We start from the raw sequence: 15532 nt of genomic DNA, 5'->3' as shown, positions 1-15532 counted from the left end.
TTTACCCTGCGTATCGCCCGGCCGCGACACCCGGCGGCGCGCGGGCCCGTGGCGTACCCTTGGCCAACGTGGCTCTGTACGCGGCGTACGCCTCCAACATGGATCCCGAGCAGATGGCGAGCCGGGCTCCGCATTCCCCGATGCGCGGCACCGGTTGGCTGACCGGATGGCGGCTGACCTTCGGCGGCCAGGACAAGGGCTGGGACGGCGCCCTGGCGACGGTCGTCGAGGACCGGTTCGAGCAGGTCTTCGTCGTCATCTACGACGTGCCGCCCTGGGACGAGAAGGAACTGGACGCCTGGGAGGGCGCGGCCCTGGAGGTGTACCGCAAGATCAGGGTGCGGGTGCACACGCTCGACGGCGACGTCCTGTGCTGGATGTACGTCCTGGACGACTACGAGGGCGGGCTGCCCTCCGCCCGGTACGTCGGCATCCTCGCGGACGCGGCGGAGAAGGCGGGCGCGCCCGACGACTATGTCAAGGACCTGCGCACCCGTCCCTGCGCCTCGCTGGGCGACTGACCGGAGTGTGGCATTTTTGGCGATAGTCTGTCAGATGTGAGCAACGATGCATTCGCACTGGCACGGGACGCGGCGGACGCCCTGCGGGCCCGCACGTCCATCGACTCCTTCGACGTCGCCCTGGTGATGGGCTCGGGCTGGGTCCCGGCCGCCGACGCGCTCGGCGACCCGGTCACCGAGGTCCCCGTCACCGACCTGCCCGGCTTCGCGCCCCCGGCCGTGGAAGGCCACGCGGGCAAGATCCGCGTCGTGGAGTGCGGCGGGCACCGCACGCTGGTCTTCCTCGGCCGCACCCACCTGTACGAGGGGCGCGGCCCGGCCGCGGTCGTGCACGGCGTCCGGACGGCCGTCGCCGCGGGCGCCAAGACGATCGTGCTGACGAACGCGGCGGGCGGGCTGCGGCCCGAGCACCAGCGCGTCGGCGACCCCGTCCTGATCTCCGACCATCTGAACCTGTCCGGCGCGAACCCGATGACCGGGGCGTCCTTCCTCGACCTGACCGAGGCGTACTCGGGACGGCTGCGGGCCCTCGCCAAGGAGGTCGACCCGTCGCTGCCGGAGGGCGTCTACGCGGCGCTGCGCGGCCCGACCTACGAGACGCCCGCCGAGGTGCGGATGCTGCGGACGCTGGGCGCCGACATCGTCGGGATGTCCACCGTGCTGGAGACGGTCGCGGCCCGCGAGGGCGGCGCGGACGTGCTCGGCATCTCGCTGGTCACCAACATCGCGGCGGGCCTGTCGGACGAGCCGCTGGACCACGAGGAGGTCCTGGAGGCGGGCCGCGCGTCCGCCGGGCGCATGGGCGCGCTCCTCCGCACCGTCCTGTCCAAGCTATGAGCGACCTTCGCGCACGGGCGGAGCTGTGGCTCGCGCAGGACCCCGACCCCGCGACCCGCGACGAGCTGCGCGCGATCCTCGGCGCGGACGACGGGAAGGCCCTCGCCGACCGGTTCGGCGCGCGGCTGGAGTTCGGCACGGCCGGGCTGCGCGGCGAGCTGGGCGCGGGTCCGAACCGGATGAACCGGGTGACGGTGATGCGCGCCGCCGCGGGGCTCGCCGCGTGCCTGCCGCGCGGCGGACGGGTGATCGTCGGGTTCGACGCCCGGCACGGCTCCCGCCGGTTCGCCGACGACACGGCGGCGGTCCTCGCCGGGGCGGGGCTGCGGCCCGAGGTGTTCGCCGAGCCGGTGCCGACGCCCGTCCTCGCGCACTTCACGCGGACGTTCGACGACGTCGTCGCGGGCGTCATGGTCACCGCGAGCCACAACCCCCCGCGCGACAACGGCTACAAGGTGTACTGGGGCGACGGCGCGCAGATCGTCCCGCCGCGGGACACGGAGATCTCCGCCGCGATCGACGCCGTCGGGCGCGTCGACGAACTCCCCCTCGGCGACGGCTGGCCCGTCCACCGCGACACCGAGCTGTACCTGGACGCGGTGGCGAGCCTGCGCCTCGGCGACGCGCGCGACGTCTCCGTCGTCTACACGCCGATGCACGGGGTCGGGCGCGACGTCCTGCTCCAGGCGTTCGAGCGGGCCGGGTTCCCCGCTCCCCTCGTCGTCCCGGAACAGGCCGACCCCGACCCCGACTTCCCGACGGTCGCGTTCCCCAACCCGGAGGAGCCCGGCGCGCTCGACCTCGCGCTGGCGCTCGCCGCCGAGCGCGGCGCCGACCTGGTGATCGCCAACGACCCGGACGCCGACCGCTGCTCGGTCGCGGTGCCCACCCCGGACGGCTGGCGCGCCCTCACCGGAGACGAGGTCGGCGGGCTGCTGGCCGAGCACGTCCTGCGGCACACCTCCGGCGGCGACCGGCTGGTCGCGACGACGATCGTGTCGTCCTCGCTGCTGGCGGACATCGCCGCCGCGCACGGCGTCCGGTTCGCCGAGTCGCTCACCGGCTTCAAGTGGATCATGAAGGCGGCGCGGCCCGGGGACCGGCTCGTGTTCGGCTACGAGGAGGCCCTCGGCCACAGCGTCGGCGACGACCGGGGCGTCCTCGTCAACGACAAGGACGGCATCGGCGCGGCCCTCGCGGTCGCCGCCCTCGCCGCCGAGGCGAAGCGGGACGGCCGCACGCTGCTCGACCTCCTCGACGACCAGGCCGAGCGGTACGGGCCGCACGCGACGGCGCAGCTTTCGGTCCGCGTCGAGGACCTGTCGCTGATCTCCGGCGCGATGGCCCGACTGCGCGCCGCGCCCCCGACCGAGCTGGCCGGACGCGCGGTCGTCGCGTCCGACGACCTCGCCCTGGGCGAGGGCGGGCTGCCGCCCACCGACGGCCTCCGGTTCCGGCTGGAGGGAGGGGCGCGGATCGTCGTCCGCCCGTCGGGGACGGAACCCAAGCTCAAGTGCTACCTGGAGGTCGTCCTCCCGGCGGGGACGGCCCGTACCCGGGCGGCCGCCGATCTGGAGGCCCTCAAGGCCGCCATCGCGACCGCGCTGGGCCTCTAGTCGAGCACGGTGTCAGTCAGTCGAGCACGGAGGCGACCCCGAGCGCCACGAGCATCAGCAGCGGGACGACCAGCGACGTCAGCGCCGGAACCGACCAGGTGACGGCGCCCCGCGCGGGGCTCGCCTCCTCGGCCGTCCGCGCGGCCGCCGCCTTGTCCGGGGCGCCCGACCGCGTCTTGGGGCGGTTCCGCTCGCGGATCTCGTTGAGCCGCTGCGCGGCGTAGAGGGCGGGGGTGCGGCCCTTGAGCTTGGCGGTGGGCACCTTCGCGTGCGCCTCGTCCCGCCGGGCCCGCGCCTCCGCCTTGGCCTGGGCGCGCGGCGAGGTCTGGTGCACCCAGGCCCGCGCCTTCACCTCCGCCCCGTCCGGCCCGGCGAACCGGACCGTCACCGCGTGCGTCCCCTCGATCTCCCGGACGGCCCGCCACGGCACCCGCACGTCCCGCAGCGGGTTGCGGATGAGGACGCCCGCGTCGTCGTCCCCGACGATCGCCGGACGGATCCCGAGCACGTAGGCGAGCGCGCAGCCCAGCAGCAGCAGCGCCGCGATGGTCCCCGTCGTCACCGTGTAGTGCGGATCGCCCTTGCCGGTGATGTTGAACGCCAGGTCCAGCAGGTTCAGCACGGCGAACGCGAACCAGGCGAACGCGGCGACGCGCCCGCCGGTGGAACGAATGGTCATGGCCCGATCATGCCAGGGCGCGCGCGGTCAGACCCGGACGGCGAGGCTCCACCACCAGTGCTGGACGGGCGTCCCGGGCGGCATCGCCTCAGGGGCCAGCGCGTCGGCCTCGGGGATCTGCTCGCGGAGCTCCTCGTCCAGGTCGTCGAGATCCTCCTGGTCGACCAGGCTGAACGTCGCGCTGCCCAGATAGTTCTCGAACAGGCTCTCCAGCGCCGACCGGTAGAGGCACGCGCCGTAGGGGCCGTTGGCCCGAACGGACTCCGCATACGTCTCGGCCTGCGACACATACGCCGCGAGCCGCCCAGGACGCTCGGCCACGAGCCCCGCCAACTCCTTCCGCCGCGCCGTGTCGTCATCGTCCCCGAGCGCGGTTCCGAAGACCATCAGCATCGCCTGGTCGAAGGGCCCGTCCCCGCGCAGCCCGGCGATCGCCTCGGCGAGGTAGCCGGCACGGGAACCGTTGAAGGCGTAGACCGGGGCGTCGGTCTCGACGAGCGGCCAGCCGAAGGAGTCCAGCCAGGCGTCCCCGTCCGCCGTCACGCGGACGGCCGCCTCCAACCTCACCGTGACACCCGCCGCGACCGGCGCGACGCGCTGGAACACGACCCGCCCGCCACTGTGGGCGACCACCTCGCCTTCAGCGACGGTCCGTCCGGCGGCCGCGTGGTACGGGACGATCGGCGAACCGCTCCCCCGCTCACCCGCCGGAAGCTCGGCGATGTGCCGCAGCGACTGCGCGGCGGCATCGACCGGCGACTCGAACCCGATCCGCGCCGCCTGGGCCCGCACCTGCCCCGGGACGCCCCCCGCCGCCGGATCGACCCGCGCGCCGGTACGCCCCAGCGCCTCGACCTCGGCGACATCGGCACCGAGCCGCCTGCTCAGCTCCGCCGGATCGATACGCGGCACTCCCGAACCTGGTTCGTCGGCCATTCATCCGCCCCCTAGATCCTCACCCTGGTGCGGTGAAGCATAGGCATCCCTCGCCCCCCGCGCCGCCGCCGGTCGGCGTGGCCGCGGACACGGCCTAGACCTCCCCCTTGAAGATCTTCGCCTTGCTGTAGGTCGGCATGACGATCCTTCCGTCCGGACGCACCTTGATCAGCGCCTCCACATACTTGTGGGGCTCACCCGCTTGCGCGACGTTCCGGACGAACACCATGGTCTCGGTCCCGTCGTCCCCGACCGAGCGTATGACCAGGTCGCCGTCGTGGATCGTCCTCTCCGCGGAGTTCATGTAGGCCTGGACGGCGTCACCTCCGCGCTCCCCGCGCGGCAGCTCGTGGAGGTGCTTGCGGACGTGGTAGGCCGCCGACGAATCGTCGCCCATTCCGATGTCGCCGGCCTGCCGGCGCACCGCTGCCTCCCTCTCCGCGTCACCGAGACTCGGATCGAGCCGCGCCTGGTCCGCGTTCGGCCTGGTCGCCCGGACCTGCTGGATGTCACGCTCAAGCAGGGCGTCCAGGTCGAGCTGGCGGAAGCGCTCGCTGGCGATGGCCAAGCTGGACCGCTGGTCGGTGGGAGGGATCTCCTGGGCCGCGCGCGCGGCGTCGACGTCCCTCTTCATCTGGTCGTAGTGGGCCTTGTAGTACTCGTAGCGGTAGGCGACCTCGCGCGGGTTCTCCGCACCCTCCATCGCCCACCTGAGCGCGTCGTGGTGCAGGTTCGGGTCGGCCTGGAGCGCCCTCTTGCTGAACTTCTGGTTCAGCGCGGACGCGAGCCGCTGCCACTGGTCGCCGTCGCGCGGGTTGTCGCCGCGCAGCCGCTCGATGTCCTCGTCCGACAGCCCGCCCCTGCGCAGGGACGCTTCGGCCTCGTCGGCCTTCTTGATCTTCTTCTCGTGGTCCGGGTCGGGCCGGCCGTCGTCATCAGGCCGACCGTCACCGTCCGGCTTGCCGTCACCGTCCGGCTTGCCCTCACCGTCCGGCTTGCCCTCACCGTCGGGCGCGCCGTCGCCGTCGGGCTTGCCGTTCGCATCCGGGTTGCCGTCGTTGCCGTCGGGCTTGCCTTCGCCGCCGTCCGGCGTGGTCTCGCCCTCGGGCCTGCCGGGGCCGTCGCCGCCCGGGTCGCCGTGGTCGCCGCCCGAACCGGGCGGGTCGTCGTCGCCGCCGACGTGGGCGGGCTCGCGGTCCGGGAGCGACTCGGCGTCGTCCATCGAGCGCTGGAGGTCGCCCAGGTCACCGGAGTCGATGTCGAGGTCGTCGAGCTGCCGCCGGAGGTCGCCGGCGGTCGCGTCCAGGTCCGGGTCGCGGCCGTTGCTCGGCAGGTCGGCATCGCTGTCGATCCTGCCGTCGCCGTCGCGGTCACCGGGGCGGCTCCCGCCGTCGCCGTCGCCGTCGCCTCCGCCTCCCCTGCGCCCCAGCAGCTTCTTCGCGACGGCTCCGACGCCGACGGTGCCGATGTTGATGGCGGCGGTGGTGATCACGAACCCGGGCCGGTCGTCCCACTCGCGCCAGGGGACCAGGGAGTGGGCCGTCTCTTTCCAGTTGGTGCCCAGGTTGTCCCAGAAGTGGGAGTCGCCCTCCCACACCCAGCCGTTCTCGCCGTGCAGGCCGACAAGGCCGCTGATCTCTTCGAGCTTGCCCATCCAGCCGTTGCCCAGGTTCGACCAGAAGTGGGAGTCGCCCTCCCACACCCAGCCGTTCTCACCGTGCAGACCCACGAGGTCGGCGAGCCCGGTGACCAGGCCCTTGGCCCAGCCCTTCGCGGCGTCCCAGCCGTCCTTGTACCAGGGCTTGTCCTCTTTCTGAGGCTTGGCCCAAGGGGTCTCGACGTTCTTCGGCGCCTGACCCATCCCGTAGGCCTTCTCGCCACTGCCCGGCTTGCCGTCGGCGGCGATGAACCTCGTCCCGCCGAAGACGCCGGTGATCTTGTTGGCGCAGGTCCGCTCGGCGGCCTGGTACTGCGCGACCGCCGCGAGGACGTCGTTGTTGAGCTTGTTGTGCTCGTCGACCTTGTCGCCGTCCTTGCGCCAGTCGCCGTCGTCCTCGATCTTGTTCCGGAACGCCTGCGCGTTGCTCTTGAGCGTCTGGAGACGGCCGATGATCGGACGGATCTCACCGGCGAAGGAGATCAGGGCGTCCCCGACCGTGGTCACCTCGCCCTTGAACGCGTCACCGTTCGCGGCCACCGGATGGGTCGCGCTGAGCAGCAACTGCTCCTCCGGCGCGTTGTAGTGCGGGTCGAGAGCCTGCCAGCCCGAGTCGATGTCGTGGCCCGTGCCCGCCACCGCCTCCCCGTCGGTCTTCAGCGCCCGCCCCGCCGCCTCGACACCCTCAACGTTCGCCTTGGGAATGGGGATCGCGTTCGGATCGATCACACCGCTCAACGTCGCACCCCTCGCACTCGCGACCGAGACCCGGAACCGGCGTGGGCCTCCACGTACCGACCTTCAAGATCATTACGACATGTTGGACGCAGCGCCGGGCAACAAGGGGCATGTGTGATAGATCACACTTGATCACGACAAGGGATGGCCGCCGCGCCGCCGAACGCCGGGGCCCGCGCGGTCAGACCCGGACGGCGAGGTTCCACCACCAGTGGTGGACGGGTGTCCCCACCGGGATCGTCTCGGGGGCCAGCGTGTCCGCCTCGGGGATCTCCTCGCGCAGTACCTCGTCCAGGTCGTCGACGTCCTCCTGGTCGACGAGGGCGAACGCGGCACTCCCCAGATAGTTCTCGAACAAGGACTCCAGCGCCGACCGGTGGAGGCACGCGCCGTAGGGGCCGTTGGCCCGAACGGACTCCGCATACGTCCCGGCCTGCGACACATAGGCCGCGAGCTGCCCAGGACGGTCGGCGACCAGCCTCGCCAGCTCTCTCCGCCGGGCGTCGTCACCGTCGCCGGGATCCCCGAGCGCGGTCGCGAAGACCATGAGCATGGCCTGGTCGAACGGCCCGTCCGCACTCAGCTCGGTGATCGCCTCGGCCAGGTGGTCGGCGCGCGTCCCCGCGAAGGCGTGCACCGGGACGGCGGTCTCGACGGCGGGCCAGCCGAACGAGTCCAGCCAGACCGGCCCCCCGGCCGTCACCCGGACGGACGCCTCCAACCTCACCGTGACCCCGGCCGCGACCGGCGCCGCACGGTGGAACACGACCCGCCTGCCGCTGTGGGCGACCACCTCGCCCTCGGCGATGGTGCGTCCGGCGGCTGCGTGATAGGGGGCGAGAGGCGATCCGGTCCCGCGCTCGCCCGCCGGAAGCTCGGCGATGTGCCGCAGCGCCTGCGCGGCGGCATCGACGGGCGACTCGAACCCGATGCGCGCCGCATGGGCTCGCACCTGGTCAGGGATGTCCCCGGCTGTCGGATCGATCCGGGCGCCGGTACGTCCCAGCGCCTCGACCTCGGCGACATCGGCGTTGAGCCGCCTGTTCAGCTCCGCCGGGTCGATACGCGGCACTCCCGCCGCCGCGCCCCCGGAACCCTGCTCGTTCGCCATGCGTCCGCCCCGTGCATCCTCATGCCGGTGCGGTGAAGCACCAGCACTCCTCGTCCCCGCACCGCAGCCAGTCGGCCGCGCCCGGCGCCTTGCTCTCGTACTCCTCGATGTCGCCCGCGAAGATCCGGTTGCGGTACTCGCGCATGCTCATGTCGATGTGGTCGGGCTTCCACCACCACCAGTGCGACCGGTCGGCCCAGGCAGGGATCTGATACCGGTGGACGGGAGTGGCGTCCTCGGCGGCCTCGCGGAGCTCGTCCTCGAAGCCGTCCAGCTCCTCTTGGGCGAACGGATCGACGACCACGCCCTCGTAGTCGTCGGTCAGCAGCTTGATCGCCGAACGGAATTCACACGCCTCGCGATAGCCGTCGTTGCGGCCTCGCAACGCGTACCTTTCGCCCTCGCTGGCGTAAGCCGACAACGCGCTCTGCGCACGCTCACCGCGCAGCACCTCAGCGAGCCTGGGAAGCCGGACCCGAGCCCGGATCACCTCCGCCTCGGCCGGATCGGCCGACCTCCACTTCGCCAGGAGGTCATAGACCGCCAGCAGGGCGTCCATGACCGCCATGCCCTCGTCGTCCTGGTCTCCGGGATCGGCCGCCTCAAGCCACGCCGCGCGTTCGAGCAGCGCGTTGAGCCGCTTCTGTCGCGCGGCTTCGACTTCGCTCATGTCATCCGACCATTTGCTCATGGCTCGACTCGCAGACTAGAGGGTTTTGATCTTCTCCCCGCCGTAGGTGAGCATGATGAGCTTTCCGTCCGGGCGCCGGAGGACCAGGGCCTCCAGAGTCTTGCCCCCGACGTCGCGGGTGAACAGCATGCGCTCCGACCCATCACTCCCGATCTTGCGATCGGACAGCCTCCCCTCTCGAACGGTACGTTCAGCGCTGTCGAGGAAGTCGCGCACGAGACCGTTGCCGGTCCGCTCCACCTCCGGCAGTTCGTTGTAGTGCTTGCGCACGTGGTAGGCCGTCGAGGTGTCGTGCCCCATGCCGATCTGTCCCGCGTGTTGGCGGATGGCGTTGACACTGGCGTCCCCGGAGAGCTCAGGATCGATCCGCGCCTCATCCGGGTTCGGCCGGGCCTCCCGGACCTGCCGGTGGTCCCGCTCCAACTCCGCCCGGACGTCGATGTCACGGAAGCGTTCGGCGGCGATCTGGTCATTGCTCCTGTTGCCCCGATCGAGCTCGCCGGCCTTGGCCTGTTCCGTGACCTGCTTCTTGATCTCGTCGAAGTGCGCTTTGTAGTACTCGTACCGGTACGCGACCTCGCGCGGGTTGTGCGCTCCGTCCATCGCGAACCTGAGCGCGTCCCGGTGCAGATTCGGGTCGGCCTTCAGGGTCTTCTTGCCGAACTGCTGCTCCAGCGCCTTGGAAAGCCGCTGCCACTGGTCGCCGTCGCGCGGGTTGTCGCCGCGCAGCCGCTCGATGTCCTCGTCCGACAGCCCGCCCCTGCGCAGGGACTCTTCGAGCTGGTCGGCCTTCTTGATCTTCCCCTCGCGCTCGGGGTCGGGCTGGGGATCGCCGTCGCCGTCCGGCTTTCCATCACCGTCGGGCTTGCCCTCGCCGTTCGGCGTGCCGTCACCGTCGGGCTTACCGTCGCCGTCAGGCGTGCCGTCGCCGTTCGGGTCGCCGTTACCGTCGGGCTTGCCCTCGCCGTTCGGCGTGCCGTCGCCGTCCGGCTTTCCGTCACCATCCGGCTTGCCGTCGCCGTTCGGGTCGCCGTTACCGTCGGGCTTGCCCTCGCCGTTCGGCGTGCCGTCGCCGTCGGGCTTACCGTCACCATCCGGCTTGCCGTCGCCGACGTCCGGCTTGGTCTCGCCCTCGGGCTTGCCGGGGCCGTTGCCGCCGGGGTCGCCGCTGTCCCCGTGGTCGCCACCCGAACCGGGCGGGTCGTCGTCGCCGCCGACGTGGGCGGGCTCGCGGTCCGGGAGAGACTCCGCGTCGTCCAGAGAGCGCTGGAGCTGGCTCAGCTCGCCAGGATCGACATCGAGGTCGTCCATCTGCCTCTGGAGGTCACGGGCGGTCGCGTCCAGGTCCGGGTCCCGGCCGTTGCTCGGGAGGTCCGCGTCGCCGTCGAGCCTGCCGTCGCCGTCGCGGTCGCCGGGACGGCTCTCGCCGCCGTCGCCGTCGCCGTGCCTTCCGCCGCCTCTGCGCCCCAGCAGCTTCTTCACGATCGCGCCGACGCCGACGGTGGCGACGTTGATGGCCGTCGTGGTGATCACGTATCCCGGCCGGTCGCCCCACTCGCGCCAGGGGACGATGGAGTGGGCGACTTCCTTCCAGTTGTTGCCCAGGTTCGACCAGAAGTGGGAGTCCTTCTCCCAGACCCAGCCGTTCTCGCCGTGCAAGCCGACAAGGCCGCTGATCTCTTCGAGCTTGCCCATCCAGGCGTTGCCCAGGTTCGACCAGAAATGGGAGTCGCCCTCCCATACCCAGCCGTTCTCACCGTGCAGGCCGACGAGGTCGGCGATGCCCGTGACGAGGCCCTTGCCGTAGTCCCAGGCGGCGTCCCAGGCGTCCTTGTACCAGGGCTTGTCCTCCTTCTGGGGCTTGGCCCAGGGAGTCTCGACGTTCTCGGGCGCCTTGCCGAGCCCGTACCCCTTCTCGCCGTTGCCCGGCTTGCCGTCGGCGGGGACGAACCTCGTCCCGCCGAAGATGCCGGTGATCTTGTTGGCGCAGGTCCGCTCGGCGGCCTGGTACTGCGCGACCGCGGCGAGGACGTCGTTGTTGAGCTTGTTGTGCTCGTCGACCTTGTCGCCGTCCTTGCGCCAGTCGTCGTCGTCCTTGATCTTGTTCCGGAACGTCTGCGCGTTGCCCTTGAGCGTCTGGAGGCGGCCGATGATCGGACGGATCTCACCGGCGAAGGAGATCAGGGCGTCCCCGACCGTGGTCACCTCGCCCTTGAACGCGTCACCGTTGGCGGCCACCGGATGGGTCGCACTCAGGAGAAGGTGCTCCTCCGGCGCGTTGTAGTGGGGGTTGAGAGCCTGCCAGCCCGAGTCGATGTCGTGGCCGGTGCCCGCGATCGTCGTCCCGTCGGTCTTCAGCGCCCGGCCCGCCGTCTCGACGCCCTCAACGTTCGCCTTGGGAATGGGGATCGCGTTCGGATCGATCACACCGCTCAACGTCGCACCCCTCGCACTCGCGACCGAAACATGGAACCGGCCCTCGCACACCGGTCCCGCACGCGCCGGCCCTCAAGGCCATCACGACGTCTTGGATGGACGTCGAGGCGCGCAAGACTATGTGAGATAAGTCACATCATGTCAGACTACTTACCGATCTTAGGGGCAGGCGCCTCGGCCGCCCCCTTCTGGGCCTCCTGGACCATCTCGTAGTCGGCCTGGTTGTAGGCCTTGACCGCCTTCACCGCGCCCTCGATGCAGGCCGCCGTCTTGGTGACCATGCCCTTGAGGCCGGGCGTGGTGTGCTCCACGTACTCCTTCAGCGCGGTCCCGATCGGCTGGCTGGCCGCCGCCGACCCCGCCTCGCTGACGTGCTTGCCGAAGTCCGAGAGCTGTTTGACCAGGCCACCCTCGCCTTTTCCACCCTCACCGGCGACATAGCCGCCGATCTTCCCCACGACGCCGCCCACCCCGGGTCCGTCGATGTCGTAAGCAGTCATGCGCCCCGTTCCCTTTCCTCGCCCCCGGCGGACCTGAACCGATCGGCCCGGAAATTGTCGGGCGGCCCGGCCTCGCCATCCGATGGCGCCGAACTCCGCGCGATGACCTGCGCGAGTTCGGCGAGCGATGCGTCGATCCGCTCGGACTCGGCGGCCACGTCGGCGCTCAGCCGCTCGGTCGCCGCGGCCAGCCCCGCGACCGCGTCCTCGGCGTCCACGGCGACGGCGGGGGCGATCTCGGGAGACTCGTGCACGACCTCGGACCTGGGCGCCTCGGGGGGCTCCACGACCTCGAACTTCATGACTCTCGCTGCTCCGGGGGGAGATGCTTTTCCTGCCGAACACCCTGCCGGCGTCCTACCGACTTCCTGTCAAGCCCACCATGCCGGTTCCTCATGATGACCTTGGGGCCGGACCCATGTAAAGCCACTTAGGACGTGTGTGGGCGCACATCGATAAGGAACCACCCTCGTCATTCCCGCGTCCTACTCTGAGGAGACACCGGTTCTCATTCGGGCCGGTGGCGCCGGGGGTCCGGACGAACTATCGTCGAAGATCCACTTCATCGGAGCGTCGGCGCACGGCGACCAAACTGGCAGGTGAGACACCATGGGACGTTGGGACCACGGGCAGGAGACGCTGGTCACCCTGGCCAGGAACACCGGGACCTCGGGCGAGGAACTGGCAGGGCTGGTCAAGCAGCTGATCGCGGCCGCGGAGCCGCTGTCGGGCAAGTTCAACGGCGCGGGCAAGGCCGCCTTCGACAGCTTCAAGGCCCGCTCCGACCAGATCACCGCCGACCTGAAGGTCGGTCTGAACAGCGTGAACACCGGTCAGATCGGGATGGAGAAGGCGTTCTCCACCGGTGACCAGCAGATGGCCGAAGAGGCGGGCCGGCAGATGGCCTCGGCCAACTTCGACGGCGCCAAGTTCCGGACCGCCTGACCCTGCCCCCGGCAGGCGACGGCCACGACCAGGACGAGAAGGGACACCAACGTGGGAGCCAACGGGCGCCGCAGCTACGACACCGGGGCCTCCGGCGAGGCCCAGGCCAACATCCAGACGATCGTGTCGCGCCTTGAGGCGCTGATCGGCACGCGCGACACCGACGTCAAGACCGCCATGGCCGACTTCGAGGCCACCGGCGTGGACCACGAGTACCACGCTAAGGAGGTCAAGTGGCACACCGCCGCCAACGAGGTGCGTGAGATCATCCGCCTCGTCAAGGCGACGCTGGAGAGCAACGACGAGCACGCCCAGACCGCGCTGAGCAAGGCCAGCGCCGCCGTCCAGGCGATCTGAGCCCGGCCCGTCGCAAGGACCGAGGACCGGCAGGTGGCGGAAGGGACGTCCCGTATCGGGGCGTCCCTTCCGCCGCGAGCCGGTGAGCCAGGCGGTGCCGCGCGCAGCGGTGCCGGGAGGTTGGAGGGGGGCGCGCGCTGGCACGCGACTACGACACCCAACTGCTGGAGTCGGTGGCGGTGCGGCGCCGGCGGCTCCGGGACGCGCTGCTGTTCGGGCCGCAGCGGACGCGCCGCACCTTCGACGAGAACGTCGGGAAGATCCTCGCCGGGCTGTGCGTCGCGGCGGTGCTGTGCGCGGGGACGGTCGGCTGGTCGTTCCTGCGGTCGCGCCTCGACGAGCAGGAGCGGGCGAAGGCGCAGGAGGCCCTCGCGCCCGCCGGCGCGACGGCGCCGGTCCCGGCCGACTGGGTCGGCGCGCAGGTCAACTTCGGGCAGTTGCGGGCCGCGCTCGGCTCGGCGGGCGTGCCGAGCACGCTCTACGTCCTGCCGGGGCAGGCGCGTCCGGCGCCGTCCCGGACGTCCAGCTACTACATGGTCGCGCGGAGCAAGGACGGCTTCACCGGCGGGATCGTCGAGTACGAGCAGGGCACCGTGGCCGCCGAGTTCCCCACCGAGGACGAGGCCAGCCGCTGGCTCTACGGGGAGCTGGTCGTCAAGGAGACGCCGCCGCACGCCCTCACGCCGCAGACCGAGCGGGACGCGGTGCGGCAGGGGGTCGCGCTGGCCGCCGACGTCCGCTCCAAGATGAGCATCGGCGGCGGCGCGGCCGTCACCTACGCGCTCACCCAGGGCCGGTTCGTGGACCAGTTCGGTCAGGAGAGCGGCTCGCTGCTGTTCCCGTTCGGGACGTCGTTCGCGCAGCGCGGCCTTCCGCCGGCGGCGCGCGTGGGCACGATCCCCGGCGTCCCGTCGAACTACCAGCGCTACCGCGTCGTCCGGCCGTTCGCGGTCGCGGCCTCGGTGTCGGCGCCGACGGCGCGCAGCCCGGGCGGCGGCGTCCGGTTCACCGTGAACGCGGGCCTGTTCCCCCGGCCGCCCGCGCTGGCCACGATCCGCTGGCTGCTGCGCAACGGCTACCTTGAGCGGGTCTCCGGCACGGCCATACCGCGATAGACCGGGGCCAGCAGGATCAACCGTCCGTTCTCGCCGGACGGATCGATGACGGAGGGGTGCGATGTCCGCGTGGAGCCGGGTCACACTTGTCGGTGAGCACCGCAAGGTGGACATGGTGCTCCCCGCCCAGGAGCCGATCGGCGCGCTGATGCCCGAGGTGCTCGAACTGCTCGGCGACCCGCCGCAGAGCCCGCCCCGGCTCCGGCACCTCGTCACCGCCGCCGGGGAGGTGCTCAACCCCGGCGCGTCGCTCGCCGAGCGGCGGGTTCCGGACGGCGCCGTCCTGCGGCTCGTGCTGGCCGACGAGCCGATTCCCGCGCCCGTCGTCCACGAGGTGCCGGAGGTCGTCGGCGACACGCTCGACGGGCGACTGTGGCGCTGGAGCCCGGCGGCGGTCCGCTGGAACGCGACCGGCGCGCTCATCGGGCTGGCGCTCGCGATCGGGATCGCCGTCCTCGAACGGCTCGACGGCGACGCGGGACCCGCCGCCGTCGGCGGGGTCGCGGCGTTCCTGGCGCTCGGCGGTCTGGTGTTCGGGCTCATCGGGCAGGAGCGCCTCGGCACGGCGATGGTCCTCGCCGGGGGCGCCACCGCCGCGCCCGCGCTCTGGCGCGCCGCCGACCTCCACGACTGGGAGGACTGGACGCGGTGGGGCGGCTTCGGACTAATAGCCGCCGGGGTCGTCCTCCTCCTCGGGCTCGGCTCGCCGCTCGGCCGGGGCGGGCTCGTCGGCGGCGGGCTGGCCGCCGCGCTGACGGCCGCCGGGATGATCGGCGCCGGCTTCGGCCTGGACGGCGGGCGCGTCGGCGCCGTCCTCGCGCTGGCCTGCGTCGTCCTGCTCAGCATGCTGCTGCGGGTGGCGCTGTCGCTGTCCGGGCTGACCTCGCTGGACGACCGGCGCGGCGCGGGCGGCGTCGTCGCGCGCGGCGACGTCATGCGGGCCCTGGACGGCGCCCACCGCAGCATGGTCGTCGCGACCCTGTCGGTGGCGCTGGCCGCCGCCGTCGCCGGGATCGGCGCCGCCGCCGACTTCGACCCGTGGACGGCCGGGCTCGCGGGCCTGCTCGCCGTCGTGGTGAGCAGCCGCGCCCGGATGTTCCCGCTGATCCTGCAGAAGAGCGCGCTGTTCGCCTCGGGCCTCGCGATCGTCGTCGCGCTCGCCTTCCAGTGGACGCACCACGTCTCCTGGGGCATCGCGCCCGTGCTGGGTATGCTCCTGCTGGGGCTGTCGATCCCGGTCGCGGTGCTCACCTCCGAGCAGCCCGAGCACGTGCGCGCGCGGCTGCGCCGGATCATGAACCGGGTCGAGGGGGTCGCGGTGGTGGCCATCGTCCCGGTCGCCGTCGGCACCTTCGGAACCTTCGAACGGCTCCTGGAGACCTTCTGAGAGGAG

Annotated in this window: 15 protein-coding genes; 7 read left to right on the top strand and 8 right to left on the bottom strand. The window is 71.8% G+C overall.

Features of this window, described 5'->3' with window-relative positions; translation table 11 throughout:
- The first annotated feature begins 68 nt into the window (after positions 1-68).
- The 3 genes from KLI87_RS21025 to KLI87_RS21015 are packed head-to-tail and all read left to right on the top strand — an operon-like array spanning position 69 to position 2974.
- Positions 69-521 (top strand): gamma-glutamylcyclotransferase, encoded by a 453-nt coding sequence (locus KLI87_RS21025; protein WP_214618351.1) that lies wholly within the window; start codon positions 69-71, stop codon positions 519-521.
- A 36-nt stretch (positions 522-557) separates the two neighbouring features.
- Positions 558-1358 (top strand): purine-nucleoside phosphorylase, encoded by an 801-nt coding sequence (locus KLI87_RS21020; RefSeq protein ID WP_214618350.1) that lies wholly within the window; start codon positions 558-560, stop codon positions 1356-1358.
- A complete protein-coding gene (locus KLI87_RS21015; protein ID WP_214618349.1) occupies positions 1355-2974 on the top strand; it encodes a phospho-sugar mutase in 1620 nt (539 codons plus the stop codon). Before KLI87_RS21020 ends, KLI87_RS21015 begins: the two co-directional genes overlap by 4 nt.
- A 16-nt stretch (positions 2975-2990) precedes the next feature.
- Here the strand turns inward: KLI87_RS21015 and KLI87_RS21010 are convergent, their stop codons facing one another.
- The 8 genes from KLI87_RS21010 to KLI87_RS20975 form a co-directional block, all read right to left on the bottom strand.
- Entirely contained in the window at positions 2991-3653 is a 663-nt protein-coding gene (locus KLI87_RS21010) for a PH domain-containing protein (RefSeq protein WP_214618348.1), read from the bottom strand.
- A gap of 27 nt (positions 3654-3680) precedes the next feature.
- Complete coding sequence (locus KLI87_RS21005) at positions 3681-4565, bottom strand: hypothetical protein (protein WP_214618347.1); 885 nt, start codon at positions 4563-4565, stop codon at positions 3681-3683.
- A gap of 118 nt (positions 4566-4683) precedes the next feature.
- On the bottom strand, positions 4684-6975 hold the full coding sequence (locus tag KLI87_RS21000) for a hypothetical protein (RefSeq protein WP_214618346.1): 2292 nt from the start codon (positions 6973-6975) through the stop codon (positions 4684-4686).
- 190 nt (positions 6976-7165) lie between these two features.
- Positions 7166-8095: a hypothetical protein gene (locus KLI87_RS20995; protein ID WP_214618345.1), complete on the bottom strand. Its 930-nt coding sequence runs from the start codon at positions 8093-8095 to the stop codon at positions 7166-7168.
- Positions 8096-8114: 19 nt separating this feature from the next.
- Positions 8115-8765: a hypothetical protein gene (locus KLI87_RS20990; RefSeq protein WP_156219552.1), complete on the bottom strand. Its 651-nt coding sequence runs from the start codon at positions 8763-8765 to the stop codon at positions 8115-8117.
- A 36-nt stretch (positions 8766-8801) separates the two neighbouring features.
- Entirely contained in the window at positions 8802-11213 is a 2412-nt protein-coding gene (locus KLI87_RS20985) for a hypothetical protein (RefSeq protein ID WP_214618344.1), read from the bottom strand.
- A 155-nt stretch (positions 11214-11368) separates the two neighbouring features.
- The gene (locus KLI87_RS20980; protein ID WP_156219554.1) at positions 11369-11722 is read right to left on the bottom strand and encodes a DUF6507 family protein; all 354 of its coding nucleotides are present in this window, start codon (positions 11720-11722) and stop codon (positions 11369-11371) included.
- A complete protein-coding gene (locus KLI87_RS20975) occupies positions 11719-12024 on the bottom strand; it encodes a hypothetical protein (RefSeq protein WP_156219555.1) in 306 nt (101 codons plus the stop codon). Before KLI87_RS20975 ends, KLI87_RS20980 begins: the two co-directional genes overlap by 4 nt.
- A gap of 307 nt (positions 12025-12331) precedes the next feature.
- On the opposite strand from KLI87_RS20975, the gene KLI87_RS20970 reads away from it, so the two are divergent.
- The 4 genes from KLI87_RS20970 to KLI87_RS20955 all read left to right on the top strand — a co-directional run bounded on the left by KLI87_RS20970 (position 12332) and on the right by KLI87_RS20955 (position 15526).
- Positions 12332-12667: a hypothetical protein gene (locus tag KLI87_RS20970; protein WP_156219556.1), complete on the top strand. Its 336-nt coding sequence runs from the start codon at positions 12332-12334 to the stop codon at positions 12665-12667.
- Between the two features lie 51 nt (positions 12668-12718).
- A complete protein-coding gene (locus tag KLI87_RS20965) occupies positions 12719-13024 on the top strand; it encodes a pore-forming ESAT-6 family protein (RefSeq protein WP_214618343.1) in 306 nt (101 codons plus the stop codon).
- Positions 13025-13197: 173 nt separating this feature from the next.
- Positions 13198-14139 (top strand): TNT domain-containing protein, encoded by a 942-nt coding sequence (locus KLI87_RS20960; RefSeq protein WP_308166095.1) that lies wholly within the window; start codon positions 13198-13200, stop codon positions 14137-14139.
- A gap of 61 nt (positions 14140-14200) precedes the next feature.
- On the top strand, positions 14201-15526 hold the full coding sequence (locus KLI87_RS20955) for an EsaB/YukD family protein (protein ID WP_214618342.1): 1326 nt from the start codon (positions 14201-14203) through the stop codon (positions 15524-15526).
- The last annotated feature ends 6 nt before the right edge of the window (positions 15527-15532 follow it).

Source organism: Actinomadura sp. NEAU-AAG7 (genome assembly GCF_018603865.1).
Taxonomy (GTDB): domain Bacteria; phylum Actinomycetota; class Actinomycetes; order Streptosporangiales; family Streptosporangiaceae; genus Spirillospora; species Spirillospora litoris.
Note: the sequence above shows the minus strand (reverse complement) of the source record. Positions and strands in the feature narration are given on the sequence as shown.